General features: G+C 52.4%; 27 protein-coding genes, 1 tRNA gene and 1 pseudogene. 6 read left to right on the forward strand and 23 right to left on the reverse strand.

All coding sequences use genetic code 11. From position 1 onward, the window contains the following. Positions 1–13 precede the first annotated feature (13 nt). The 8 genes and pseudogenes from ACZ5TN_RS02740 to ACZ5TN_RS02775 all read right to left on the reverse strand — a co-directional run bounded on the left by ACZ5TN_RS02740 (position 14) and on the right by ACZ5TN_RS02775 (position 8,673). Positions 14–499 (reverse strand): chemotaxis protein CheD, encoded by a 486-nt coding sequence (locus tag ACZ5TN_RS02740; RefSeq protein WP_011249590.1) that lies wholly within the window; start codon positions 497–499, stop codon positions 14–16. 43 nt (positions 500–542) lie between these two features. Next, positions 543–2,786, reverse strand: coding sequence for a methyl-accepting chemotaxis protein (locus tag ACZ5TN_RS02745; RefSeq protein WP_011249589.1), 2,244 nt, complete (start codon positions 2,784–2,786; stop codon positions 543–545). A 1-nt stretch (position 2,787) separates the two neighbouring features. Continuing rightward, positions 2,788–3,411 carry a chemotaxis protein CheC gene (locus tag ACZ5TN_RS02750; protein ID WP_011249588.1) on the reverse strand — a complete coding sequence of 208 codons (624 nt, stop codon included), beginning with the start codon at positions 3,409–3,411 and terminating at the stop codon, positions 2,788–2,790. Next, the gene (locus tag ACZ5TN_RS02755) at positions 3,408–4,031 is read right to left on the reverse strand and encodes a chemotaxis protein CheC (protein ID WP_011249587.1); all 624 of its coding nucleotides are present in this window, start codon (positions 4,029–4,031) and stop codon (positions 3,408–3,410) included. Before ACZ5TN_RS02755 ends, ACZ5TN_RS02750 begins: the two co-directional genes overlap by 4 nt. Further along, the gene (locus tag ACZ5TN_RS02760; protein ID WP_464917084.1) at positions 4,021–6,396 is read right to left on the reverse strand and encodes a chemotaxis protein CheW; all 2,376 of its coding nucleotides are present in this window, start codon (positions 6,394–6,396) and stop codon (positions 4,021–4,023) included. The genes ACZ5TN_RS02755 and ACZ5TN_RS02760 overlap by 11 nt, the downstream gene beginning before the upstream one ends. A 6-nt stretch (positions 6,397–6,402) precedes the next feature. Next, positions 6,403–7,470 (reverse strand): protein-glutamate methylesterase/protein-glutamine glutaminase, encoded by a 1,068-nt coding sequence (locus ACZ5TN_RS02765; RefSeq protein ID WP_011249584.1) that lies wholly within the window; start codon positions 7,468–7,470, stop codon positions 6,403–6,405. Between the two features lie 20 nt (positions 7,471–7,490). Beyond that, on the reverse strand, positions 7,491–7,853 hold the full coding sequence (locus tag ACZ5TN_RS02770) for a response regulator (RefSeq protein ID WP_011249583.1): 363 nt from the start codon (positions 7,851–7,853) through the stop codon (positions 7,491–7,493). Next, a pseudogene (locus ACZ5TN_RS02775) lies at positions 7,854–8,673 on the reverse strand (CheR family methyltransferase). It abuts the gene before it with no gap. Between the two features lie 315 nt (positions 8,674–8,988). Here ACZ5TN_RS02775 and ACZ5TN_RS02780 point away from each other — a divergent pair. Both ACZ5TN_RS02780 and ACZ5TN_RS02785 read left to right on the forward strand, forming a co-directional pair. Continuing rightward, positions 8,989–10,305: a methyl-accepting chemotaxis protein gene (locus ACZ5TN_RS02780; protein ID WP_011249581.1), complete on the forward strand. Its 1,317-nt coding sequence runs from the start codon at positions 8,989–8,991 to the stop codon at positions 10,303–10,305. Positions 10,306–10,316: 11 nt separating this feature from the next. Next, a complete protein-coding gene (locus tag ACZ5TN_RS02785; RefSeq protein ID WP_011249580.1) occupies positions 10,317–10,754 on the forward strand; it encodes a chemotaxis protein CheW in 438 nt (145 codons plus the stop codon). Here the strand turns inward: ACZ5TN_RS02785 and ACZ5TN_RS02790 are convergent, their stop codons facing one another. Together ACZ5TN_RS02790 and ACZ5TN_RS02795 are read right to left on the reverse strand one after the other, a co-directional pair. Further along, a complete protein-coding gene (locus tag ACZ5TN_RS02790; RefSeq protein WP_464917085.1) occupies positions 10,755–11,852 on the reverse strand; it encodes a hypothetical protein in 1,098 nt (365 codons plus the stop codon). A gap of 64 nt (positions 11,853–11,916) precedes the next feature. Further along, positions 11,917–13,056, reverse strand: coding sequence for a cation:proton antiporter (locus ACZ5TN_RS02795; RefSeq protein ID WP_464917086.1), 1,140 nt, complete (start codon positions 13,054–13,056; stop codon positions 11,917–11,919). Positions 13,057–13,140: 84 nt separating this feature from the next. Between ACZ5TN_RS02795 and ACZ5TN_RS02800 the strand changes: the two genes are divergently transcribed. Beyond that, positions 13,141–13,548, forward strand: a complete 408-nt coding sequence (locus ACZ5TN_RS02800; RefSeq protein ID WP_464917087.1) for an ACT domain-containing protein — start codon at positions 13,141–13,143, stop codon at positions 13,546–13,548. Here ACZ5TN_RS02800 and ACZ5TN_RS02805 read toward each other — a convergent pair. From ACZ5TN_RS02805 to ACZ5TN_RS02860, 12 genes are all read right to left on the reverse strand, one after another. After that, positions 13,525–15,012, reverse strand: coding sequence for a monovalent cation/H+ antiporter subunit D family protein (locus tag ACZ5TN_RS02805; protein ID WP_464917088.1), 1,488 nt, complete (start codon positions 15,010–15,012; stop codon positions 13,525–13,527). The genes ACZ5TN_RS02800 and ACZ5TN_RS02805 overlap by 24 nt on opposite strands. After that, complete coding sequence (locus ACZ5TN_RS02810) at positions 15,003–15,293, reverse strand: cation:proton antiporter subunit C (protein ID WP_464917089.1); 291 nt, start codon at positions 15,291–15,293, stop codon at positions 15,003–15,005. Before ACZ5TN_RS02810 ends, ACZ5TN_RS02805 begins: the two co-directional genes overlap by 10 nt. Beyond that, positions 15,286–15,693, reverse strand: coding sequence for a Na(+)/H(+) antiporter subunit B (locus ACZ5TN_RS02815; RefSeq protein WP_011249574.1), 408 nt, complete (start codon positions 15,691–15,693; stop codon positions 15,286–15,288). Before ACZ5TN_RS02815 ends, ACZ5TN_RS02810 begins: the two co-directional genes overlap by 8 nt. Further along, positions 15,690–15,935 (reverse strand): hypothetical protein, encoded by a 246-nt coding sequence (locus ACZ5TN_RS02820; protein WP_011249573.1) that lies wholly within the window; start codon positions 15,933–15,935, stop codon positions 15,690–15,692. The genes ACZ5TN_RS02815 and ACZ5TN_RS02820 overlap by 4 nt, the downstream gene beginning before the upstream one ends. Further along, entirely contained in the window at positions 15,932–16,162 is a 231-nt protein-coding gene (locus ACZ5TN_RS02825) for a hydrogenase subunit MbhD domain-containing protein (RefSeq protein ID WP_011249572.1), read from the reverse strand. Before ACZ5TN_RS02825 ends, ACZ5TN_RS02820 begins: the two co-directional genes overlap by 4 nt. Further along, positions 16,143–16,457, reverse strand: coding sequence for a monovalent cation/H(+) antiporter subunit G (gene mnhG / locus ACZ5TN_RS02830; RefSeq protein ID WP_011249571.1), 315 nt, complete (start codon positions 16,455–16,457; stop codon positions 16,143–16,145). Before mnhG ends, ACZ5TN_RS02825 begins: the two co-directional genes overlap by 20 nt. After that, the gene (locus ACZ5TN_RS02835; protein ID WP_464917090.1) at positions 16,454–16,726 is read right to left on the reverse strand and encodes a monovalent cation/H+ antiporter complex subunit F; all 273 of its coding nucleotides are present in this window, start codon (positions 16,724–16,726) and stop codon (positions 16,454–16,456) included. Before ACZ5TN_RS02835 ends, mnhG begins: the two co-directional genes overlap by 4 nt. Next, positions 16,702–17,307 carry a monovalent cation/H+ antiporter subunit E gene (locus ACZ5TN_RS02840; RefSeq protein ID WP_464917091.1) on the reverse strand — a complete coding sequence of 202 codons (606 nt, stop codon included), beginning with the start codon at positions 17,305–17,307 and terminating at the stop codon, positions 16,702–16,704. Before ACZ5TN_RS02840 ends, ACZ5TN_RS02835 begins: the two co-directional genes overlap by 25 nt. Positions 17,308–17,346: 39 nt before the next feature. Continuing rightward, entirely contained in the window at positions 17,347–17,973 is a 627-nt protein-coding gene (locus ACZ5TN_RS02845; RefSeq protein WP_464917477.1) for a ribosomal biogenesis protein, read from the reverse strand. 54 nt (positions 17,974–18,027) lie between these two features. Then, positions 18,028–18,177, reverse strand: coding sequence for a DNA-directed RNA polymerase subunit P (locus ACZ5TN_RS02850; protein WP_011249567.1), 150 nt, complete (start codon positions 18,175–18,177; stop codon positions 18,028–18,030). Between the two features lie 26 nt (positions 18,178–18,203). Beyond that, the gene (locus tag ACZ5TN_RS02855) at positions 18,204–18,464 is read right to left on the reverse strand and encodes a 50S ribosomal protein L37ae (RefSeq protein WP_011249566.1); all 261 of its coding nucleotides are present in this window, start codon (positions 18,462–18,464) and stop codon (positions 18,204–18,206) included. Positions 18,465–18,641: 177 nt separating this feature from the next. Continuing rightward, a tRNA-Glu gene (locus tag ACZ5TN_RS02860) sits at positions 18,642–18,719 on the reverse strand. A 137-nt stretch (positions 18,720–18,856) separates the two neighbouring features. Between ACZ5TN_RS02860 and trm10 the strand changes: the two genes are divergently transcribed. Further along, on the forward strand, positions 18,857–19,969 hold the full coding sequence (gene trm10, locus ACZ5TN_RS02865) for a tRNA (guanine(9)-/adenine(9)-N1)-methyltransferase (protein ID WP_464917478.1): 1,113 nt from the start codon (positions 18,857–18,859) through the stop codon (positions 19,967–19,969). A 103-nt stretch (positions 19,970–20,072) separates the two neighbouring features. Here the strand turns inward: trm10 and ACZ5TN_RS02870 are convergent, their stop codons facing one another. After that, positions 20,073–21,923 (reverse strand): prolyl oligopeptidase family serine peptidase, encoded by a 1,851-nt coding sequence (locus ACZ5TN_RS02870; RefSeq protein WP_464917479.1) that lies wholly within the window; start codon positions 21,921–21,923, stop codon positions 20,073–20,075. Positions 21,924–22,041: 118 nt separating this feature from the next. Between ACZ5TN_RS02870 and ribD the strand changes: the two genes are divergently transcribed. Beyond that, positions 22,042–23,103 carry a bifunctional diaminohydroxyphosphoribosylaminopyrimidine deaminase/5-amino-6-(5-phosphoribosylamino)uracil reductase RibD gene (gene ribD / locus ACZ5TN_RS02875; protein WP_464917092.1) on the forward strand — a complete coding sequence of 354 codons (1,062 nt, stop codon included), beginning with the start codon at positions 22,042–22,044 and terminating at the stop codon, positions 23,101–23,103. Positions 23,104–23,105: 2 nt separating this feature from the next. Then, positions 23,106–23,660: a riboflavin synthase gene (locus ACZ5TN_RS02880; protein ID WP_011249380.1), complete on the forward strand. Its 555-nt coding sequence runs from the start codon at positions 23,106–23,108 to the stop codon at positions 23,658–23,660.

A 23,660-nucleotide genomic window follows, 5' to 3' on the forward strand; every position in this document is an offset into this window, starting at 1 on the left:
AAGATACCACCCCCTAAAACACGGCCTCGATAACCTTACCGTTTGAGACTTTCCTCATCCTAACCTTCCCAGTGCTGACGTCCAGGTATATGGTTCTTCCACCCTTTCCACCAGTGTCTTCAGCGACCAGCCTTATACCGCGTTTTTTGAGCTCCCTCTTTGCAACTTCAACGTTCTTCTTCCCTACCATTAGGTTCTCGTTGCTGACGTTGGTGAACATGTGCGCCCCCCCGAAGAGCTTTGCCTCAAGCCTTCTCGGCGATGCACCCAGCTTCATCATATCCTTTATCAGGAGCTCCAGCCCGGTGTCCACGTACTTTGCTGGGTTTCCTCTGCCACCGTAGCGGGCGCTCTCAGGGAGGAGCGCGTGAAGCAGGCCGCCTACCCTGTTCAGACGGTCGTATAGGGTGATGCCCACGCAGGAACCTAGCCCGTACGTGCTTATTATCCCGGTCTTCTTAGCCACTGCGTAGTCCCCGATGCCGACCTTGACCTCCACTCTTGTCACCACCGTTCAAACAATAAAAGGATGAAGGGAGATCTCAGAGCCTAAAGTTGCTCGTCTGCCTACGGAGCTCGTCAACGATCTTCTTGAGTTCGTCGGCTGCCCTCTTAAGCTCCTCAATGGCTGCCGTCTGTTCTTCGACGGCGGAGCTGACTTCCTCAGCTGAAGCAGTTGTCTCCTCAGCAGAGGCAGCGAGATTCTCCAAGGCTTTCAGAGCCTTATCAACCTCTTCCTGCGTCCTAAGAATCTGCTCCTTCACGTGACCCAACCTAGCACCAGTATCACTAATCAACTCGGCAATGTTCGTCAAGTACTCCGTGGTTTCTCTAAGAGTCTCCGACGACTCACTAACAACACTCACACCCCTCTGCGTGGCGTTAACAGCATCTTTGATCTCATCAGTCATCCTGCCAATAATCTCCTTAATATTATCCGCAGCCTTCTTGCTCTCCTCGGCCAAATTCCTGATCTCTTGCGCGACAACTGCAAAGCCCCTACCAGCCTCTCCCGCTCTTGCTGCTTCAATAGCCGCGTTCAAGGCTAAGAGATTAGTCTGCTCGGCGATACCAGTAATAACATTCGTAATCTCCTCAATACTCCTGCTCATCTCATTAACCCTGTTGACTGCGGCCTCTATGTTACCCATCATCTCCTGAATGCTCTGAATCTGCTGTGCCGAGACTTCACCCTTCTGCCTGCCTTCGTCAGCAATGTGAACAACCTCGTTGACAGCACCCTCGAACTCCTCCATGGCCCTAACGCTCTCCTCACTCATATCAGCAACAAGCCGCATGCCCTCAGTAATCTCGTTAATGTTCTCCTGCTGCCTCTGCGCCTCAATACTAACCTGTTGTACCGCCTCATTCACCTGATTAATCGCCTCAGTAACATCATTCGCAACCTGGGCAAGCATGTTTGCGTGCTTCTCAAGCTTCTCGGTGAGGCCGACGATGTTGCCGAGAAGCTCCCTCATCTTGGTGCTCATGTCCTTTACGTCCTCTATGATCTCCCTCAGCTCACCTTTTGCCTCGACGCTGAGGCCGTTGCTCAGATCACCTTCGGCAAGACGCTCAAGCTTCTCCGCTATTCCCTGCAGTGTTCCAACCATGTCCTTGGATACGGACTCGAACGCTTTGATGAGCATTCCAATCTCATCTTCCTCAAGATACTGTATTCCCCTGAGCTTCTCCTTGACCTCGCTGAGCTTACCTTCAGCGAGAGCCTGGGCCGCGGCACCGAGCGCGACGAGCGGCATGAGAGAGGTGCTGATAAGTCTGTAGGCAGCCAGAACTATCACCGTTGATATCGCGAGGAGAAGGACTATCATCATGTACGTTGTTTTCTGAGTATTGTCCTGCACAGTTCTGATGACGGCCATGACACCCTCAGTAACTTCTGCGGTTGGGACCTTAGTGAAGACGTACCAGCCCGTACTGGGTATCTTGTAACCGGCAGCGGTGGCCTTAACCCCCTGCCACTCGTACGTCACAACCCCACTGTCCTTTCCGCTCCTGACTATGTCTGCTATTGGCTTGAGACTCTCCTGCTCAAAGACGTTGAGCTTCATGACGTACTGCTCGTTTGGGTGAGCTATTATGAGGCCATCCTCGTTGACGACGTAGGCGTAGCCGGTTTCTCCCACCTTAACGCTCTTTATCTCGTTAACGAGAGTGTCTATGAACACGTCGAGGCCTATGACGCCTATCAGCTCGCCGTTGCGGTAGATGGGCACTGCGTAGGTTACCACCCATTTACCACTTGAAGCGTCCTGGTAGGGGTCGCTCCACACTCCTTTGCCTGCTTTAACTGCCTCCTGGTACCAGGGCCTCACACGCGGGTCGTATCCTTCGGGAAGCTCCTGCTCTGGGTAGATGAACATGTTGCCGTATTTGTCACCGAAGTACACGGAGCTTATCCTGCTGTCGGCGGCCGCCACCGTCTCGAAGTGCTCCATGAGAATCTCGTTGAGGGGCTCTACATAGTCCCCTTCGCCAAACTTGTAGCCCTCACTCTCAAGTTCCTGGATTCCGATTACCGCTAACTTTTCGGTAGTGGTTCCGAGGGCCTCAACCTCATCAAAGAAGGCCTGGAACTCCTTTGCTAAGGCCTCCGACTTGGCGCTTACGGTCTGTTCTGCCCACTGCTGCATCAGGGGCGTTAGCTGGGTCTCGATCTCGTTTGCCATGTTATTTTCGCTATAGAGCAACATCCCGCTCGTCAGCACTGCCACGATAACAAAACCCAAAACAACGATGGATATGATCTTCTTCTTGAACTCCATATCACTCACCACCTTCCTCCTTCACCTGGGCCTCCAGCCTCTTCACGAGCTTTTCAAAGGACTCCTCGTCAGGCACCAAATAGAAAAAGCTCTCAAATCCGATGTTCTCCTCGTAAAAGCGCGTTTTGAAGAGCATGATCTTGTCGACGTTCCTTAAATCCGGTCTGTTAAGTTCTTTCTCGATGTCGTAGAGGGAATTTATCGGCTTTGGTGGACTCAGCGATACTGGTTCCCCAACCAGCTTAGCGAGAATATCGGTGTAGACTGATATCAGAATGTTGCCCACCTCGGTTATGGCTGACTTGCCCATCTCGTCCAGTTCTTTCATTCCGGACGGATCCATTCCCATCAGGGCCGCGGAAAGGTTTATTGCACTCTTCGTCGGGAACTGGAGAACCGTTAGACCGCCAAGTCCCTCGGTTATATCAAACGCCACCACGAAGCTGTTTGAGATGCCGTTCTGGGTGAGTCTCTTCAGGAACTCCACCCTGGAGAGCACCTCAACCTCAGGAGGCTCCATCTCTATTGGTCCGCCAACCATCTCGGAGAGCGATGTTAGGGCGTGGGACATCGCGATGTTAGAGGCCTCTCGGAATATGTCCTTGTACCACTCGCTAATCTTCATAACATTCCCCCCGTGAGCTTTTCAAGGACCTTAACCATGTCTTCGGGCTTCGGAAGAATGAAGAAGTGCTCGTTAAACTCAATACCTTCAACCTTTATCACCGTTCCAAGGAGCATCGTGTAGTCGCAGTACTGTCCTATGTCGGCCAGGGCGAAGTCGAGTATCGCGGGGAGGAAGTCAATGGCGATCTCTGGGGGAGTCTGTTCTATCGTGAGGCCAAGGAACTCGCTGAGGGCATTTGCATAGGCCGAGATCAGGATGTTGCCCATCTCCATTATCGCGGACTGGACCATCTCGTCTATCTCGGTAGTAGTTCCGGGCTCCTGCATCATCATGAGGTCGAAGAGCCTTGTGGCGTCGTCGAAGTCCATTATGAAGAACGCGTGCCCGCTGAACTCGTTTCCGAGTCCGACGTAAACAGCGACCTTAACGTCTTCTCCAACCTTCTCTGGAAGGTTCTTCAGTGACGTTATCTCAAGCTGGGGCACTTCGATCGTGACTGGATGCCCCAGCATCTCGCTCAAAGCGTCCGCTGCCCTGGATGCTCCTATGTTGAACGTCTCAAGGAGAGCGCTCTTGGTGAATTCGTCCATATTCTTTATGTACTCTTCATAGTCCACCGCCGATACCTCCCAGCAGGCTGTTTATGTCAATAATCAGAATCACGCTACCATCACCAAGTATGGTAGCTCCAGCAAATCCCTTAACACTAGATAATGCCTTCCCGAGGGACTTGATGACTATGTCCTTCTTGTGGAGGAGCTCGTCCACCTTTATGGCAAGCTTCTGGGCGCCGAGGTCAACTATAATGGCCGGGAACTCCTCGGACTCCGAATCGGGAAGACCGAAGAGCTCGTGGAGCGAGACTATTGGGATTATCTCCCCCCTCAGGACTATGACCTCCCTGCCACCTATGGACTTCAGGTCACTCCTCTTGACCTCTATAGTCTCGAGGATGTTGTTTATCGGCACGGCATAGATTTCGTCCATGACCTTGATGAGGAGGGCCTGTATGATGGCCATGCTTATCGGGAGCTTGAGTATGAAGGTCGTCCCCTTGCCGACTTCGGTCTTGACGCTTATACTGCCGTTAAGGGCCTTTATGACGTCCTGAACGACGTCCATACCAACGCCCCTTCCAGAGACGTCCGTAACTTTCTCAGCCGTGCTGAACCCTGGCAGGAAGATCAGGTTTATTGCCTCCTCGTCGCTGAGCTCCGCCGCCTGCTCAGGTGAGATTAACCCCTTCTCAATGGCCTTTCTCTTTACCTTCTCTGGGTCAATGCCCCTGCCGTCGTCCCTCACTATGATTACAACATGGCTCCTCTCACGCCTTGCTATCAGCTCAAGTCTGCCCTTGCGCGGTTTTCCAAGCTTCTCTCTCTCCTCTGGCGGCTCTATTCCATGGTCTATGGCGTTTCTTAAGAGGTGCACAAGAACGTCGCCGAGCTTGTCCAGGATAGTTCTGTCAACCTCTATCTCGGTACCCTCCATGATGAACTCGACTTCCTTGCCCTCCTTTCTGGCCAAACTCCTGACCATGCGCGGGAACTTGTTGAAAACCTCCGCAACAGGAGTTAGGCGCATCTGCATTATCTCGTCCTGGAGCTCCGCCATTAATCTTGAAGTCGTTGAGAGGGTCTCGATGAGCTCCCTGTCGCCCAGGCGCTCGGCTATCTGCTCAAGTCTTCCCTTGTTGATGACCAGCTCACCAACGAGGTTCATCAGCTTGTCTAGGTGAGAAACGTCTACTTTGATCAGCTTCGACATCTTGATCTTTTCCCTGGGGGCAGGAGGCTGCTTTTTAACTTCTGGTTTTGGCTGCACCTCGGGTTTTTTGGCTTCTGCCTGTGTTCCCTGAGCCTCAGAGGGTTTCTCCGGTGGTTTCGAACCGGGTTCAACGACTTCAACACCCGCCACATCTGGATGCTTTAGAACGGCTTCTTTTATCTCGTCCAAGTTAGCATCGGGAGCGAGCGTTACCTCAAAGTAGTGGCCGTCTATAAGGTCCCCGTTCTGTATGTCAAGCCTAGATGGATGGGTTGAGAGGACTTTAGCCCTCTTCTCTATCTCCTGGAGAACTAAAAAGCTCCTAATTCCTTTCAGAGGAGCGTCCTTCTCTAGGAGTATCCTCAAAGTTATGCCTCCACCCTCGGAAGGCTGCTCCTCGGCTGTCTCAGTCCCTTCTTCAGTCTTGACGGGCTTTGGTGTTCCCTCCTCTAGGAGCGTCACTATAACGTCCTTTATCTCGGGATGTCTGCCCACGAGCTTCTTTATCTCCTCAGGAGAAGCCTTTGTGGCAACCTTAAACTCCAGTTCATCAACGTCGGCGGAGCCGTCCTCTATGATCGATCTCTCTGGCTTTGTCTCGAGAACTTCACCTATCTCCTCCAGATCGCGGAGGATCAGAAAAGCCCTGACACCTCTCAGCTGTGCATCTGGATAGAAGATAGCTTTTACGTGGTAAACGTTTCCAGAAACTTCCGTTGGAGTCGCTTCCTGGCTCTGAGGGGGACCCTCTTCAGTAGAAGGCACCTTTGGTTTTTCTTCCTCGGCCTTCTTTGCCCCTTTCTCCCTGGTGTACCCCTTCAGCAGGGCGTTGGCCTTTTCAAAGAGCTCATCAACATCAACGTCTCCCTCTTTTCCCGTCTCTTCAATGTTGTTTATCATTTCTTCGATTGCCTCGATGAACTCAAGGACGAGGTCAACGACATCCGGCGTCGCCTCAACAAGGCCGTTCCTTATGGCGTCGAAGAGGTTCTCCATTTTGTGGGCGGCCTCGCTGAGCTTCATGAACCCCATTGTGGCGGCCGTTCCCTTGAGGGTGTGGGCGTCTCTGAATATCTGGTCTATGCTAGCTCGTTTTGCCTCCTCGTCTCCGTTTTTTACAGCCTCTTCAAGCCGGAGGACTGCGTTGCTGATGCTGTCGATCCTATCCCGGGCATCTGAAAGGAATTCCTCAAGGTATTGGGACATGTCTTCCATAAATCCTCACCTCGGTATCTTCCTGAGGGCCATCACTATGGTGTCGGCGATTTTATCAAGCGGCACAATGTAGTCCACCATGCCGGTCTCAGCCGCGGCCTTGGGCATTCCGTAGATTATCGACGTCTCCTTGTCCTGGGCTATCGTGATGCCGCCTTTCCTCTTGATTGCAACTATTCCCTCCGCACCGTCCCTTCCCATTCCAGTCATAACGACGCCGACTGTTCTTCGCCCAAAGACCTCCGCAACGCTCTTCATCATCGGATCGGCTGCTGGTCTTACGCCGTGAATTTTTGGGCCCTTGTAGAGCTTTATCGTGGGCTTTCCGTTCCTCAGGGTTACCTCCATGTGATAATCACCAGGAGCAACGTAGGCCCAGTCCTTGTTCACCACCTCACCATCTTCGGCCTCCTTGACGTTCAGTTTTGAAATTCTGTCGAGCCTAGCAGCGAAGGATCTGGTAAAACCTGGGGGCATGTGCTGAACGAGAAGTATCGCGGCGTCGAGCTCGCCGGGAAGCTTTTCAAACACCTTAAGAAGGGACTGGGGGCCACCTGTGGAAGCCGCTATCGCAACCGCCCTTCTGGCGGGTTCTCCAACCTTCTTTGCCTTTTTCAGCTGCTCCGACAATACTCTCCTGCGCCGGAGCTGGAGAAACCTTCTGGGCACTTTTGCCGCTTCTTTCACTTTGGCGATAATCTCGTCCCTAAGTTCACGCATGTTTATCGAGATCGATGATGACGGCTTGGGAATGAAGTCTATGGCACCATATTCGAGCGCCTTTATCGTTGCCTCGGCACCCTCCTGCGTGAGGGCGCTCACCATGATTACCGGTGTGGGATACTTGCTCATTATGAACTTGAGAGCATCGAGACCGTTCATCCTAGGCATTTCGATATCGAGGGTTATCACATCCGGTTTCTCGGTTTTGACCTTCTCAATGGCCTCGATTCCATCACGAGCCTCACAGCAGACCTCGATGTCGGGATCAGATTCCAAGATATCCCTAAGTATCCGCCTCATAAACGCCGAATCATCTACCACCATCACCCGTATCTTTTTGCTGAGCGGCATAGTACCACCCTAAATGAAAGTTAAGAGGAGAGAACCCTGTTCACTTCCTCTATCACCTTTGGAGCCTGGAACGGTTTAACGATGTAGCCCTTGGCTCCACTCTTGAGGGCTTCCATGACCTTTGCCTCCTGACCGACGGCGGTGATCATGATGATCTTGGCGTTTGGATCTATCTTCATGATCTCTTTGACCGCGGTAATCCCGTCCATTTCGGGCATGACTATGTCCATAGTCACCAGATCAGGCTTCAGCTGTTTGTATTTCTCAACCGCCTCCTTTCCGTTGCTTGCCTCCCCAACCACCTGGTGGCCGGCCTGAGTCAGTATCTTCTTAACCAGCATCCGCATAAACGCGGCATCGTCAACAACAAGCACGCGTGCCATTCACTTCACCTCCACGTTTTTCCTTTTCACATAGATACGAGCGACCAGGTCATAGAGTTTAAACAGCCGGGCGGCACTGCCCAGAATCGTTTCGGTTTTACCGAGTACGAGATAACCGTGGTCCTCAAGCGAATTGTACAGCTTTTTGAAGACTTCCTCTTGGGCCTCCTTGGTCATGTATATGAGAACGTTTCTAATGAATATCATGTCAAAGCCCGTAGGGTATCTGTCTGAGAGGAGGTTGAAATGTCTGAACTCAACGTATCTCCGTATCTGAGGAGAAATGCGGTAGTGATCTCCCATAGGGAGGAAGTATTTCTTTATCAGCTTTAGGATAAGCACCCCTGATGGCGGTGTTTAATGCTTCCCTGTCAATGTCGGTGGCAAGTATTTTGAGCCTGTATCTTTTGAGATCATCCCCCAGGAATTCGCTGAAGAGCATGGCTATTGAGTATGGTTCCTGGCCGGTTGAGCATGCCGCACTCCATATTCTTATCGTGGTATCGTAGTGCTTGCGCTTGTATTCAATTAATTCTGGGAGAACCTTCCTTTCAAGGGTCTTCCAGACTACTGGATCTCTGAAGAACTCGGTAACGTTTATTGCAACGGTTAGAAGGAGGTCGTCAAGCTCCTGCTTGTTTTTCTTTATTATCCTGTAGTACTCCATGAAATCCGTTATGCCGAGCTTCCTCATTCTGGCGCGTATTCTCCGAAGTAGGTATGAGTCCTTGTAGGCGTTACTGTCGGCATTCAGATACCGAAACAGTTCCTGCTTTATTAGCTGATATCCCCGATCTTTAATTTCGTTCACGCAAACCACCGCTTTTGCAGTTCTGATTTTGCTCTAGGTGGGCCCCAATTTAAAACAAATGTATTTCGCGTTGAATCCTATTCATAGTTTATGGCACTTCCATTAAAAAATTATTATGTGTATGTGTTTATGTAGGTGCATATGCATGCTCTTACCAAGAGGATACTGGGAAAAATTTCAAACAATTAGTACGAAATAAAGGTCGAAAACCTTTTATATCGTAAAGTTGAATAAGTTAGTAGCACTTCGGGCTGATCAGTGCTGTTAGTTGGGCATGTACGGGAAAGAACACTGATTGGATAACATCCAAAAATGGTGGTGGGGATGAAAGCCACAACGTTGGGTCTCATCACTATTCCGCCAATACTTACGGGGGCGCTCGCATACTCAGGCCAAACGGCACTGGGTCTCATTGGGGGAATCGGGGCAGGAGCATTGGTAGCATGGTACGTTGATTCAAGAGCCAGCGCTTCTGGCAAGTATATGCGGCTGAAAGAGATTCTCAGGAGAATGAGCAGGGGAGAAGACGTCCGCATACCTCCAGAACTGGCCGACGTTAGGGATTATCTCCTCAAGCTTAAGCCCCGGGCTGGGGAAGACACGACGATTCTAATACAGGATCTAAACAGAGTCCTTCAGGGCGATCTAAGTGCTCCAGTTCCATCGACTTCCGGCCTCCTAAAGGTGTACTCGGACGTTAAGACGAAATGGAAGGAACTTATGAGCGAAATACAGAAAACCCTTCATGAGCTCCAAGACGCAATGAAAGAGATACAGGATGGCACATATTCACTAGAGGAACTAGAGAACATATACGAAACGCTAACGGACCTTATAAACCGCCTCGAAGATCAGAGTGTCAAAATGGCCGAACTCAACGACCACATACAGGCTCTCTCCGCGGCAATAGAAGAGATAAGCACGCAGAGTCAGCAGGTTGCCGAGTTCACCGTTGAGTCTGCTAACGCGGCTGAGAAAGGCAAGGAGATATCAGACGAGGCAGCCCTCAAAGTTGAGAAGATAAACAACGTCAGTAAGGAAATGGAGAAGGCCGTTGCCATACTGTCTGACTACTCGGAGAAGATAGGCCAGATAGTCGACGTCATAACGGACATAGCAGAGCAGACAAATCTGCTGGCCCTTAACGCTGCGATTGAAGCTGCCAGAGCAGGGGAGCAGGGAAGGGGATTCGCGGTCGTTGCAGACAGCGTCCGTGAGCTGGCCGAGCAGTCAAGGAACTCGGCCAAACAGATAGGAGACCTGATCAAGGAGATGCAGGAAAGCGTTGGCAAGGTCGTGAACTCGATACACGAGAATACCGAAGCAACCCAGGAAGTTGCCGAATCGATACAGGAGTTAATCGCTGCCTTCGACGACATAGCGAGGAGGGCTAACGAGATAGCATCGATGATGAACGAGATATCCAACGGAATCGATCAGCAGGCCAGCTCAGTACAGGGCCTCGTCAGCACAGTCGATTATATATCCGCCCAGAACTCTGAGGTTGTTGAGCAGTCCCAGAGAGTCGTGGAGGAATTAAGTACAGTGATGGACAATGTCAGATCCCTAAAGAGCGGTCTCGGAAGCCTCATCTCAAAAATAGGTAACCTTATAGGCACGCTGTCCAATATTAAGGTGTAAAGGTGATTGAAATGTCCGAGATCCAGGTCGTTGCCTTCAGGGTCGGGAACGAGGAATTCTGCCTCGAGATATCCAAGGTTCGGGAAATAAAGGAAATGATGCCCATAACAAGAGTCCCCAACGCTCCCGACTACGTCGAGGGTGTTATCAACCTCCGCGGCCAGATAACCACGGTCGTGAACCTCAAGAAGAAGCTAGGCTACTACGACGATGAAGATCTAAGCAACAAGAAGATCATCATAGCAGAGGTCAAGGGAGAAATAGTAGGCATAATCGTGGATGCAGTTTCGGACGTTGTCACGCTCACGGAGGATCAGATCGAGCCGACGCCAAAGACTCTCGCATCGAGAATGGACACCCGGTTCATAAAGGGCATAGCGAAGATAAACAACGGCGAAAGATTGCTGATAATGGTTGACCTGGACAAGCTCCTCGGGGAGGAATGGTGATCACACACCCAAGTCTCTCAGGAGATCCTCTATTTCCCTTCTCTCGTCTTTTTCTGCTGATGCCTCTGGAAGTTTTTCCCCCAGTCTTGCCATGAGCATTTCGACCTGCTTTTCGAGCTTTCTCAACTCTTCGAACTGATAGCGGAGCTTCTCATAGAATTCCTTCTCAACTGGAGTTACTGGGACGGGCTCGTTTATCATGCTGGCTATCTCGTCTATTCCGCCCGCTAGCGCATAAACAAGCTTGTGGATCTCTATGAAGCTCCTCTCGGGATTCAGCTCTTTACCACTTTTCTCATCCTTCATGGGAAGGTCTAGGCGCTTTACTTCAATTATGATGTCCCTGAACTTGGAGTAAATGTTCTCATCAGGGACCGAAACTATAACCAGCTTGCGCAGGTTTTTGAGGAGGCCAAGCAGGTTCTCCTTGAGGGCCAGAAACTCGTCTCTGCCCTTTCCGGTCAGAACGTAGACCTTGGCTATGTCTCGCAGTGAGAGAAGCGCCCTCTTTGCCTCAAGGAGGCCCGCGCTTATCTTCTCGGGGTTCATCGTGACTGCTGTTTTCAGCATGTCCAGGAACTCCTCAACTTCCTCCTCCTTTCTCCGTTCTATCAGCTCTTCAAGCCGCTCGATCTCCTCCTCAACCTCGGCTAAAAGCTCCCTCTTGAGCTCCTCCTTAATCTCCTCCCTTGAACTCAGGAAAGATTCTGAAACTTCACTAACTTCCCTCTCAACTTCATCCAGCCGCTTCTTGAGGGAACCCAACTCGTATTCAAGCTGGACGTTGGTCTTTTCCAGACTTTTGAGCTTCTCCTTAAAGAGGGACTCCAGCTTTGATACACGCTCCGAGAGGCGGGATATCCTATCGTAATCAACTTCAGGAGGGGCCTGCGGGGTCGTTGATTTTCTCTCAAGTTCGTTTATTTTCTCAAGTAACTGCTTTTTAAGGGACTCAAAATTCTCGCCGAGAGAGTCTGCTTCCTTTTTAAGTTCGAAGAGCCTGTTCTTGACCTTTTCACTTGTATCGTGGGAATAGTAAACTGCAAAGGCCGATGCACCAATTGCGATTCCAGCGGCTATGATGCTAGTGTAGTCCATTTTAGCGCGCCCCCGGCGAAATAAGTACACTAACAAACTATTTAAGTGTTGCTCGAATCTCCGCCTACTCACTCGAAGAGAGCTTGGAAAGTATGAGGCCGATGCTCGCGGACACGAATATGCCCAAAACGCTGGCGAGCGAGGCCAGAGCATACATGTGCTCACTAAGCACGCCGTAGGAATAGCCAACCTCACCAACGAGCAGGCCGAGGACGCCGAAGCTAGAAATGCCCGCAGCCCTCGTCAGGGAAACCTTTAAGTCCTTCTCCCAGACCAAGACGGTTGTGAGGAGTATCCTCACGAGGTAGATCACTAGGAAGAAGTACACAACCTCAAGCGAAAACTCGGTCTCGAAGTTTATTCCCCTCCATGCGAAGAATATGGGGGCAAAGATGCCGTAGGTCACGCCCGATATTATTGTGTGCACTCTCTCATACTGCTTGGTGCCAAGAAGGTCGCTGTGGAGCATGAGTCCAACCAGAAAGGCTCCTATGCTGAAGTGTAGCCCGAGCTCCTCGCTGATCAGGGCCAGGGAAGTTGCCAAAATCATCACCATGCCAAAAACGGCCTCGTCGCTCTGGAGCCTCCGGAGGGCCCGGATTATTCTGAGCCTCTGTTTTATCCCGATCACGTAGTTCAGGCCGAGAACAACCGTCAGGAAGACCGCATCCTTAAGCAGTTCAAGGAAGAGCTCAAAGTAGCTGAGGTGGTGGAGCTCGAAGTTTATGAGGATGTAGAGGATTACAAGGGTACCCACCTCGCTTATAACTGCGTAGGAGAGGGCTATGTGGAGGAACTCCTGGCCGAAGAACCTAGTAAGGCGTATGACTATTGGCGCCGAAGCGACGGCTAGAATAGACGCTACGATAAAGTTGTCCGTTCCTATCCTGTAACCCGTGAATGGTAGGGTGAGAAAGAACATGACGACGAGCGTGATCACATAGATGGGGAGGCTTTTCTTCCCGCCGATGCGGACTTCTTCAGGAGTCAGCTCCAGCCCAGCGTACATCATGAGAAAGAACACGCCGAACTCGGCCATTAGGGTGAGGTCTTCTCTGGGAAGATCATGGAGGAAGACACCGAGCATCAAACCCGCCGTAATCTCGCCGAGAAAGCCGGGATAGCCTATTCTCTCAAAGACCTCGGCGAAAATCCTTGCAACTGCGATTATTATGAAGACGTAGCCTATGACGTCGAATGCCAAGACGCATCCCCCAAAGCTTTAGCTTCCTCCCTTTAAATATTTTGAGATGCCAAACTTTTTTAGGAGACAAAGTGAGGGACAAATATGAGGCACTACGAGCTTGTAAAAGTCAAGGAAGATGGAAAAATTGAGATTCCCCTTGAGCTTGCCTATGAACTCGGACTCGTTAGGGGAGCATACTTCCTTGTTGAGATTGACACTGACCTTAAGGAGGCCCATCTTGAGAGGATAGCCCTTCCGGGAAAGAAGCTCGTTGAGGTCGAGCTTGTAGTGGAGGACAGGCCCGGAGTTCTGGCCAAGATCAGCGGGCTCTTTGGAAAGCACGGGATAAACATCCTCTTCAACGAGAGCGAGGAGCTGTCCGAGCTGGGCCTCGCGGCGATAGTCGCGATAGTGGACGTCAGCGGGAGCAGAATCTCTCTTGAAGAGCTTAAAAAGGCCCTCATGGGTCTGAAGGAAGTCAAGGAGCTAACCCTGAGAGAGGTGGAGTAACAGGAGAAGGAAGATGGCGAAAATGACGGCGCCAACGTTTATCTCTTTCGGCGTTATCTCCGTCCTTGGGAGCTTTACTCCAAGCAGGCCGCTCTTTTTGAGCAACATGAAGAGCGCCACCCCTCCCAGGAGCAGATAGGCATCCATTGCCTTTGGGGAGCCTCCGAGTGAAATACCTGCGAAGAATGCGGTGAGCGCCATCATAAACGACGGAAGCACTGTAAAGCCGTGCTGTCCTCCCTTCCCCTTCATCAGGTAGTAATTGAGCTTTGTGAACGATGTTAGAGTTCCCAGACCAGCTGCGTAAAACAGTTCCCTGCCATAGGGCAGTCCCTTAAGAAGGGCAGCCTTCGCCGGAGAGCCGACAAAGGGCCATATTCCGCCTATCGCAAGGCTGAGCATAAGGACTGAGGTCATCAGGAGGGGGTCGCCCCTGTAGGAAAGCTTATCAAGCTCCCTCGTTCCGGCTTTGTCCACCATGGCCCCGGCGGAGAGGAAGAGGCCACCCTTGAAGAGCATGTGGGCGAAGGCGTAATAGACAGCGCCTAATGGGTTAAGCGTGGCTATCCCGAGAAGGACGTAGCCCATCTGGCTGACGGTATGGTAAGCGAGGAGCCTCTTGATGTCCTTTTGCATGATGGCTAAGACCACTCCAAAGAGCATGGAGGCGAAAGCCGTGCCGAGTAGAACCGTCCTGAGAACCCCGCTAAACGGAAAGTGAAGCGAGAGGAGCACCATGCCGTAAGCAGGGGCCTTGACAACCGCCCCCGATAGGAGCGCTGAAACTGGAGAGGGAGCGTTGGCATGGGCATCGGGGAGCCAGAGGTGGAGCGGGAAGATTCCGGCCTTGAGGAGGAGCGAAGTGAACGCAACTGCGACGGCAGCCTCCACTTCGGGGGAGAGAGGAGACTGGGAAATCAGTTCAAGATTCAGGTAGCCCGTTTTGAGGTAGATAATCCCTATGGAGAACACGAAGAAGTATGAGGCAAGGAGGGAGAGCATGAGGTACTTGTAAGCCGCCTTGAGTGCGTCTTTTCTTCCAGAGAAGCCCACCAGGGCAAAAGCTGAGACCGATGCTATTTCCATGAAAATGTAGAAGTTGAAGAGATCCCTGCTTATGAAAGCTCCGAGGAGGCCGGCGTGAACTAGGAGGAGCAGTACAAGGGGCTTCACGTCTTTTTTGAAGTAGTCGATGGAGTACAGGGCAACGGCTGAGAAGAGGATTAACTCACCCAGTACTAACAGGGAGTTGTAGGTATCGAGCGCGACCTCTATTCCACCCATCCTCGGCCAGCCACCCACAACCTCGCTTCTTTCCCCTACGAGAAGGTAGACCAACCATGGAAACAGTGCACCTGCCAGGAAAAAGTACCTCGCGTACTTCTCCGTTCTTAAGGGTATTGTGAGCGCAGTGATGAACGCGAAGAGGAGCGGAAGGGCTACCAGAACCGCTATCAAGTCCACTCCCTCCCTATGCGCAGTATCATCGCCAGGGCCAGCGCGGTTATGGCAACGTCAACTACGAGCGTCGTTAGCATCAGCGTGGCAGGAAGCGGATCAACCGAGTTAGACGGCATTATCGGAAAGTCCCCACCCTCAACGTAGCCAGCGCCTATGAAGAAAAGTACCAGGCCAAGGGAGATCACGTTGATTGAGAGCACCTGCTTTATCGGGTTATCCTTCGATATCAGGCCGTAGAGGCCGATGAGCATCACGATTACTCCAGCTGTCTCGGTGTTAATCACGGTCAACCCACCTCGACAGGATGTAGAATACGAGGACGAAGGAAGTCCCCACCTTGAGGGCCACGCCTATGTTGAAGGTCATTACGGTGCCTCCCGGGATGTAGGGCCGGAGGAAGTTAAAGAAGAAGGCTCCAAAGGCAAGGCCGGCTATTGCTGTCCCCACTATAAAGAGGGCCGCTGAAGACTCCACAAGCTGGACAGTCCTGAGGGGGAAGTGCTTTCTCGTCCTCCTGTAGCCGTAGGCGGTCATGAGCAGGATAACGCTCACGGCAAATATAACCCCCGCCTGGAAGCCTCCTCCGGGACTCTCGTAGCCGTAGATGGTGAGGTAGGCCCCATAGGTAACCAGGAACGGGGCAACGAGCTTTGTAGTCGTCCTCACAACGAGGCTCATCTTCACTTCCGCTTCCCCCCAAGGAGCAGGTAGAAGCCGGTGGTTGCCGCAAACAGGAGCGTCGCCTCACCCAGGCTGTCATAGCCCCTCCAGTCAGCGAGGATAGCCGTCACGAGGTTTGGTATTCCCACCTCGCGCCAGTTAGCTAAGTAGTAAGCGTAGCTCCCCCAGGGGACTTTGGTATAGTCAAGCCTGAGGAGCTCCAGCAGGAGGGCTGAACCGAGGAGGGCTCCGACGAGGCGCTTCACTCCCCCACCTCCTTTATCGTGTAGAGGAAGAGCCCCGTGACTATCGCCCCAACCACGACGGCAGAGAGGGCAACATCGGGGGCCTTGAGCTGGATTAAAACTATTACAAAGGCCAGGCTGAGGAGGCCGTAGCGTAGCACCGCGGCTGAAAGTTTCTCGGCTTCGACCACCGAGACAGAGAGGAGTATTATCGCCGCAAGGAGAACTTCATGGATTGTCCCAAGCATACATGTCCACCACCGCTTTCGGCTTTATTCCGCTCTTGTAAGCGGCCCTCGCTATCGCGTGGCTGACCATCGGGTTTATCATGGCTATCGTGAACGCTATCACCAGAAACTTCAGCTTTCCCGTGAGGGGAAAGTCCGATGCGAGGGCCAGGGCCAGAAGTATGTTTATCGCCCCTCCCGTATCGCACTTCGCAGTCGCGTGTAGCCTCGTGTAAACATCGGGAAAGCGGAGCAAACCGAGGGCCCCGAAGAACATTATGAACAGTCCGAAGAGGAGGAATAGGAGCTCTATCACGCCCTCACCTCCAGGTACTTCGCTATGATAAGTCCTCCTACGGCGTTCACCATGAGGAGCACTATGCTCACGTCGAGCAGGTAGGGGGCATCGTAGAGGATCGAGAGCATCGCTATTATCACCACCGCCTTTGTGGTCGCAGTGTTCAGGGCAACCGCCCTATCAGCGAGCGTCGGGCCGAAGATAACTCTGTAACTGACCAGGGTCGCGGTAAAGACGAGGAAAGCCACCGCGTAGGGCAGGATCACCAGAAGATTTTCTTGAGCCATTCCTCAAGCTCCCCCTTTATCTTCATTCCGGCCTTCTCCCCGTCGAGCGTCTCAACATCAATCCAGTGGACGTAGAGGTAGGCCTCACCGAGTTTTTTGCTGACGTCGAGCGTTAGGGTGCCGGGTGTGAGCGTTATAGAGTTAGCTAAGACAGTTAGGCCGGTGTTGGAGTGGAGATCGGACTTAACCTTCACTATCCCGGGGTTTATGTCCATGAGGATGACGTTCTTGACGACCCTCAGGTTGCTCTCAAGCAGTCGAAAGGCCATGATGAAGAGGTACTGCGGGACAAGGAATAGGAATATGTAGGCTGCCTTCGAGAGGAGGTGTCCCGTCCGCCTTATATCGTCGGTGAGAAAGTCCCTCGTTATAATCGCTATCAGAAGCGTCACGAGTGCCCCGGTAATTACGTGCGATGGCGAGAACTTCCCGCTTATAATGATCCAGAATGCAAAGAGGGCCAGCCACGTGATTCCGGCCCGTTCCCACGCCGGGAGCTTTTGGGCCTCATAGCTCTCGTAGAGAACCCTCTTTCGGACTTCTTCAAGACGCTGTCGGAGATAGAAATGCATGCGGCTCATAGGATTGTTTAGGTTCTCAATGTTAAAAACGGTTTCGGGCTACTCCTTCGGCTTGATGCCGAGGGCTTCCTTGTAGTCCCATCTCCGACCGTCTTCCATTATCCAGATTTTGACGAGGATTAGCGGGCCGACGGGGCGCTCCCTGGTTATGTCAAAGCGGTAGAAGTTCACAGCCATTCCGCGCGGGTAGTTCTCTATGACGCCGATAACGTCTGTGTTGTTCTTGTCAGCTATCGTCTGGAGGCTCTTGTTGCCCCTCGGGACGAACTTTCCACCGGTTAGTTCTGCGAAGACCTGGGCGAAGGCCGTATGATCTATCCCGACCCTCTTGGCCGTCGTCACCACAAAGGGCATCTCCTCCCTTATTGGGGGTATGTTCCTGAAGCCAATCTCACGCTGGAGCTTTATCCCGTGGAGGTAGAGGTAGCCGAGGTATCCCCAGTCCTCTGGATCAACTTTGATGAAGGTCATCTTGAGCGGGTTGCCCTTCCAGACGTTGATTATTAGGAGTCTCTCGTAGCCCCTATCGTAGGCCTCCATGAGAAGATCCTGGATGGTCTTCTTACCCCTAGTCAGGTAAAGTGAGTTCGGGAAGACTTTCTCAAGATCGTGGCCGAAGCTCCTCGTCCTCCTGGTCGGCCGGTGGGACGTCGTTATCAGCATCATGGCAATCACTTGTTTTTGAATGTTTGATAAAAGTCTTTCGCAGGGAAAAATAGTTCAGATGGCCTTGACCCTGCGGGCAACACGGGGCCTGGGCTTGTACAGTATCTTGCTGCCGCAGTACGGGCAGCGGACTTCCCTCGCGGTCGCGAGGTCAAGCTCGACTTCCTTACCGCATTTTGCACAGCGATAAACGGCGGTCGCCATAGTATCACCTCAAGATGAAAAAGGGATCAGGCCTTGGAGGCCGTAACGCGCTTGGCGACCTTCCCCGCCGGGGTGGTCGGCAGGTAGGCGCCGCCGGCGAAGGTGGCACCGCACTTCTGGCACTGCCAGATTCCAGTGCTTATCCTCCTGACTGCCTTCCTTCCGCAGACCGGGCAGACGTGCTTCTGCTTCATTCTGGCCTCAACGGCCGCAACCCTTCTCCTTATCTTGAGACCGTACCTGGGGCCAAACCTTCCAGCGGATCCGACCTTAGTAGTCCTTCCCATGAGCATCACCTCAGGATTATCGCTATTCGCGGACTGGAGTGTTTTCCTGGAGACGTTTTATAAATCTTTGCATGGCCATAACTGAAAAAAACACCCGGGAAGCTGGTAACTGCACCTTGGAGAAAAGTTCTGAAGGTTAACTTTTCAGTCATGAGTTTGTACCAATTAGAAGAATTCTGGTGCCCCGGCCGGGATTTGAACCCGGGGCGCGGGCTCGAAAGGCCCGCATGTTTGACCGGGCTACACCACCGGGGCTCGATATTAGGGAAGGAAGACCGTTTAAAAATCTTTCGGGTCTGGTACCACTGATTGAGCACCACTGCATTAGAGGCAGTAATCCCAAGCTGGACGGAAATCTTTTTAACCGTTCTCATAAGCCGAAAGCGATGCCCATGAAGACCCTCGCAGATGTTTTCAGAGAGGCGCTTAAGGAAAAAGGCATATCCAGCATAGGAACGCTGTCAAAGCGCTTCAGGAAATCAAAAAACAAGCTCCAGGACATAGCGATTGAGATAGTCCACGGGAAGGGTGCCGTCTTCAGGGTTCCGGAGAAAACAGCCGTTGCATGGGATTTAAACGGAAACAGGGTTGATGGCTCTTACTACGCCTACGCCCCCCTCTGCATGAGGGAGAAGTTTGAACCCGTTCTCACACCCGAGGAGCTGAGGGAAAAGCTCCCGGACTGGCCGTACTTCATAATCGACCTCTACCACTGGGACAAGCACACCCAAAAGGAAAAGGGCAAAATCTGCCTCCAGGTGAACCAGAGCTACGGCCTTTTGAGGGACTACTTCACGGGAAGTGAACTGGCCGTCACCTGGGCGAACGAAGAGTTCAGGGAGATGTTCCACGGCCCGCTGGACAGGATAACGACCCATGGGGGCCCTACTTCGGAGTTTCTCAAGGAGAAGGGTATCAATGAAGTTGTCCTGCTCGATCCCTGGGCGGAAGAAGTCCTGAGCGAGAAGGACTTTGACGTTAAGGCGTTCATAATCGGAGGCATCGTCGATACCGGCGGGAACAAGAAAAAGACAACCCCAAAAATCGGCGAAGAGCTGGAGAGTACTGGCATTAAGGTTAGGAGAAGGAAAATAGTCCTGAGGGGAGACGTCGTTGGTGTCCCAGACAGGATAAACAGAATCCTCGGAATAATCCTCAAGATGATGGTAGAGGGCAAGTCCATGGACGAGGCCGTCTATGAGATGCAGGAGCCCCTCCACGCCCGCTGGCGCCTGAGGAAGGAACTGCCGAAGAGGGCCACCCGCTACATGGTGGACGGGAAAGTTTACAGGGTAGTCGAGAAGGAGCTTTTCGACGAGTACTCCAAGTGGCTGAAAATCCGCTGGGAGGACTTCGTTAAGGTTCTCCGCGAGCTCAATCTGGTGGCGCTTGAGAGGAAGCGGATTCATCACCTGAATAAAATATCCAATGCCAGAATAATCAACGGCAAGCTCCACCGTGTCATACTGCTGAAGAGGGCGGCAATGCTCTGCTACAACTGCTGAACGTTGCATTAGGATAGTTTTTGCCAGTTTTTCCAATGTTTTACAGCACTTTAGAAGTGGAAAAGAAAAACAAAGATCAGGTAAATTAAGTTCGCACCGCAGTTCATCCGAACGTCTTAACGACAAAGGCCAGCAAATCAGTAAGCTCCCTCGCCCTCGTCTCCGGCGATGCGCCCATGTGCCCGCTCTTCGTCTCAACTCTGAGATAGACCGGTGCTCCAACTTCCCTCAGCTTCATGAAGAACTTGAGGGCGTGAGCAGGATGGACCCTATCGTCGTGTAAACCTGTGTAGATGAGCGTTGGCGGGTAGCGCTTGTTCGGGTCAACGTTGTGGTAGGGAGAGTACTTCAGCAGGAACTCCCTGTCCTTCGGGTCGTCTGGGTTTCCGTATTCTGGGATCCAAACGCTGCCGATGTAGAGCTTGTGGAAACGGAGCATGTCAATGACGGGATACCCAATCAGGGCCGCGTCCATTACGTCTGGCCTCTGAGTGAGAGTAGCTGAGACGAGCAGACCGCCGTTGCTCCTACCCCATGCGGCGATACGGTAGCCCTCTTTCTTGAGCTTCTCAAGGACTGCTATAAAATCATCGAAGACGTTCTGCTTGTTCTCCCTCATTCCCGCCCTGTGCCACTCCTCGCCGTATTCACTACCCCCACGCAGGTTGGCCATTGCAAAGGTTCCACCGCGCCTTATGAAAGGAATCGCCTGCGGGAAAAACCTCGGGGTGAGCGAGATGTTGAATCCGCCGTATCCGAAGACCCAGACCTTTTTATCGTCCTTCTCACCCTTGACGTGGAAGTAGTGAATCTTCGTCCCATCCTTTGAGGTTGCAAAGTCCTCTTCAACCGTGAACTTCCCTTCGACCTCTTGCTTCCCAATGAGCTTCAGCTCGCCGTCAAACTGGTAGAGCCTGTAGGGAACCGTAAAGCTCTCGTAGCGGAGGAGGGCTTTTTTGCCATCAGAATCAAGGGGGTAGACACTTCCGGGAAGGTCGAAGGCAATCTCATCGAGCTTCTCACCGTTGAGCGAATAGACTTCGAGCCTGTGGCTCGCGTGGACGAGCCTACCCGCGAGGATTCTGTCACCAACAATCACGGCCCACTCGAGCGGGAACTCGCCCTCTGGAACGACTTCGATGGTTTTCTCGCCCTCTATCGCAATAACCTTGCCTAAACCTTTCCCTTCCCTCGTTAGGATGTAGAGTCTGCCGTTTACGACGTCAATGGGCTCCGCCGGAACGTCCGCGGAGTAAACCGTCTCCCAGCGGTCTGGGGCTTCAATTGGCCCTATGTAGATATCGGCCCTGTTCCAGCCAAAGGTCACTGTTAGCATCGCCCACTTCCCGTCGGTGCTCTTTCTGAGCCCCATGAAGTAGCCCGAACCGAGACCCTGGCCAAAAACCATTCTCTCTCCTGATTCGTCCTTCCAGAAAAGCCTTACAGCTGGAGCTTTGACTCCGTCTGGAGTCTCCCCGTTCCTGTAAAAGCGCGAGAAGTAGTAGCCGTTCTCTAGGAAGGTTACGTTCCACACAGAGGGCCTGAGTTCATCTATGAGCTCGCCGCTCTCAAGGTCAATTATCCTCGTGACGCCCTCGTCCGCCCCGCCGATTGAGAAGCTGTATGCGAGCCTTTTGCCCTTCCCGTCGGCAGTAAATCCCTGAAGAAGAACTTCATCGCCGATTTCAGCCTCAAGGGCCTTCGAGTCAACTATGACATCGCCATTAAGCCACCTTATTACCTGCCTATCCTTCTCCTTGAACATCGCAATGACGCCTTTCTCCGTGAGTCTGGCACTGTGGAGAGTTGGAAGCGAATACAGCTCCCATACCTCCGGGAACAGCTCGTCGCTCAGCTTCCCGATGAATTCCCTAAAACGCCTGTTTTCTTCCTCGACGAGCTTCAGAACGCGCTCATCCTGAAGGTTCTCCATCCAGATGTAGGGATCTTCCATAAGAATCACCATTTTAACGTTGAGTTTCCAGCAATAAAAAGGTTATCCAAAGTCGGCAAATGCCCGTTGTTCCAATCTTGGAACAAATTCTTATAAAATTCGGTATAAATCTGCGAACATGAAGGAAGAAGACGAGAAGTTCATGAGGCTCGCCCTCGAGCTGGCGAAGCGCGGAGAAGGTTGGACAAACCCGAACCCGATGGTAGGGGCGGTTATAGTCAAGGATGGGAAGATAATAGGCGTGGGCTGGCACAGGAAGTTCGGCGAGAAGCACGCCGAGATAAACGCCATAGAGGATGCAAAGGCAAAGGGTTACGACGTTAGAGGGGCCACGATGTACGTAACGCTCGAACCCTGCTCCCACTGGGGGAAGCAGCCGCCCTGCGCGGATAGAATAATCCAAGAGGGCTTTAAAAGGGTTGTCGTGGCCATGGAGGACCCAAACCCGCTTGTTGCTGGCCAAGGAATAGAGAAGATGAGAAAGGCTGGAATAGAAGTAGAAGTTGGTCTTCTGGAGGAGGAAGCGAGGAAGCTCAATGAAATCTTCCTCAAATACATCACAACTAAACTCCCCTTCGTCTCGATAAAACTCGCCCTCACGCTCGACGGCTTCATAGCCACTGAAACTGGTTCCTCAAAGTGGATAACTGGTGAAAAAGCCCGCCAGAGGGTTCAGGAGCTCAGAAGAAAGCATATGGCGATAATGGTCGGTTCTGGGACGGTTTTAGCTGACAACCCGAGGCTCAACTGCAGGCTTGAGAACTGTCCCGAGAAGGTTAAGGTTATCCTCGACCGCTCCGGCAGGGTGGCAGATGAGATGAGAAAGGGACGGAAGTTCCGCCTCTTCGAGGACGGAAGGGTTATCTTCTTCACGGAAAAGCCGGAGAAGTTCAAGGGAATAGCAGAGGCATACCCGATAACCGAGCCAGCCAAGATCCTGAAGAAGCTCGGCGAGCTGGGGATAGACAGTGTCCTGGTCGAGGGCGGCAGAATAGCCTGCCAGTTCCTGTCCCTGGCCGACAAGTTATACCTATTCTACGGGCCAAAGCTCTTCGGGAGAGGGATAAAGCCCTTCGAGTGCCTCAAGGTCGAGAACACCAAGGAGGCTCCCCTGCTGAGAATTGAGTCGATCGAGAGGCTCGGCGAGAGCTTCCTCGTTACCGCTTACCCAGGGTGGTGAGTATGTTCACGGGGATAGTTGAGGGAACCGGGAAGGCCCGCTATTCAGCTGGAAAGCTCTACGTGGAGCTTCCCTTCGAAGTGAAGGAAGGGGACAGCGTGGCAGTAAACGGGGCCTGCCTTACCGTCGTCTCCTTCGACGGGAAGACGGCAGTCTTCGACGTTGGTGAGGAGACTCTCGCGAGGACAAACCTGAGGGAGGCGAAGGTTGTCAACCTGGAGAGAGCCCTACCCGCCAACGGCCGCTTCGACGGGCACATAGTTACCGGCCACGTTGACGGGACGATAAGGTTCATAGCGAAGAGAAAGAGTGGAAACACGACCTGGATGGCCTTTGAGATGCCGAGGGAGAAATGGGGAATTGCGGAGAAGGGTTCAATAGCCCTCAACGGTGTCTCCCTTACCGTCGCTAAGGTCGAGGCAACCCGCTTCTGGATTCAGGTTATCCCCTATACCCTTGAAAAGACGAACCTGGGTCTCCTTCGGCCTGGGGAAAAAGTCAACTACGAGATAGACGTCCTAGCGAGGTACATGAAGATGATTCTAGATAAATCATAG

This window comes from Thermococcus sp. JCM 11816 (assembly GCF_055396515.1).

Excerpts from the sequence above, each read along its gene's own strand:
- ACZ5TN_RS02745 (WP_011249589.1), bottom strand. The coding sequence starts at position 2,786 with ATGGAGTTCAAGAAGAAGATCATATCCATCGTTGTTTTGGGTTTTGTT.
- ACZ5TN_RS02750 (WP_011249588.1), bottom strand. The coding sequence starts at position 3,411 with ATGAAGATTAGCGAGTGGTACAAGGACATATTCCGAGAGGCCTCTAAC.
- ACZ5TN_RS02760 (WP_464917084.1), bottom strand. The coding sequence starts at position 6,396 with ATGGAAGACATGTCCCAATACCTTGAGGAATTCCTTTCAGATGCCCGG.
- ACZ5TN_RS02765 (WP_011249584.1), bottom strand. The coding sequence starts at position 7,470 with ATGCCGCTCAGCAAAAAGATACGGGTGATGGTGGTAGATGATTCGGCG.
- ACZ5TN_RS02770 (WP_011249583.1), bottom strand. The coding sequence starts at position 7,853 with ATGGCACGCGTGCTTGTTGTTGACGATGCCGCGTTTATGCGGATGCTG.
- ACZ5TN_RS02780 (WP_011249581.1), top strand. The coding sequence starts at position 8,989 with ATGAAAGCCACAACGTTGGGTCTCATCACTATTCCGCCAATACTTACG.
- ACZ5TN_RS02785 (WP_011249580.1), top strand. The coding sequence starts at position 10,317 with ATGTCCGAGATCCAGGTCGTTGCCTTCAGGGTCGGGAACGAGGAATTC.
- ACZ5TN_RS02790 (WP_464917085.1), bottom strand. The coding sequence starts at position 11,852 with ATGGACTACACTAGCATCATAGCCGCTGGAATCGCAATTGGTGCATCG.
- ACZ5TN_RS02800 (WP_464917087.1), top strand. The coding sequence starts at position 13,141 with ATGAGGCACTACGAGCTTGTAAAAGTCAAGGAAGATGGAAAAATTGAG.
- ACZ5TN_RS02825 (WP_011249572.1), bottom strand. The coding sequence starts at position 16,162 with ATGCTTGGGACAATCCATGAAGTTCTCCTTGCGGCGATAATACTCCTC.
- ACZ5TN_RS02835 (WP_464917090.1), bottom strand. The coding sequence starts at position 16,726 with ATGGCTCAAGAAAATCTTCTGGTGATCCTGCCCTACGCGGTGGCTTTC.
- ACZ5TN_RS02840 (WP_464917091.1), bottom strand. The coding sequence starts at position 17,307 with ATGAGCCGCATGCATTTCTATCTCCGACAGCGTCTTGAAGAAGTCCGA.
- ACZ5TN_RS02845 (WP_464917477.1), bottom strand. The coding sequence starts at position 17,973 with ATGATGCTGATAACGACGTCCCACCGGCCGACCAGGAGGACGAGGAGC.
- ACZ5TN_RS02850 (WP_011249567.1), bottom strand. The coding sequence starts at position 18,177 with ATGGCGACCGCCGTTTATCGCTGTGCAAAATGCGGTAAGGAAGTCGAG.
- ACZ5TN_RS02855 (WP_011249566.1), bottom strand. The coding sequence starts at position 18,464 with ATGGGAAGGACTACTAAGGTCGGATCCGCTGGAAGGTTTGGCCCCAGG.
- trm10 (WP_464917478.1), top strand. The coding sequence starts at position 18,857 with ATGAAGACCCTCGCAGATGTTTTCAGAGAGGCGCTTAAGGAAAAAGGC.
- ACZ5TN_RS02870 (WP_464917479.1), bottom strand. The coding sequence starts at position 21,923 with ATGGAAGATCCCTACATCTGGATGGAGAACCTTCAGGATGAGCGCGTT.
- ribD (WP_464917092.1), top strand. The coding sequence starts at position 22,042 with ATGAAGGAAGAAGACGAGAAGTTCATGAGGCTCGCCCTCGAGCTGGCG.
- ACZ5TN_RS02880 (WP_011249380.1), top strand. The coding sequence starts at position 23,106 with ATGTTCACGGGGATAGTTGAGGGAACCGGGAAGGCCCGCTATTCAGCT.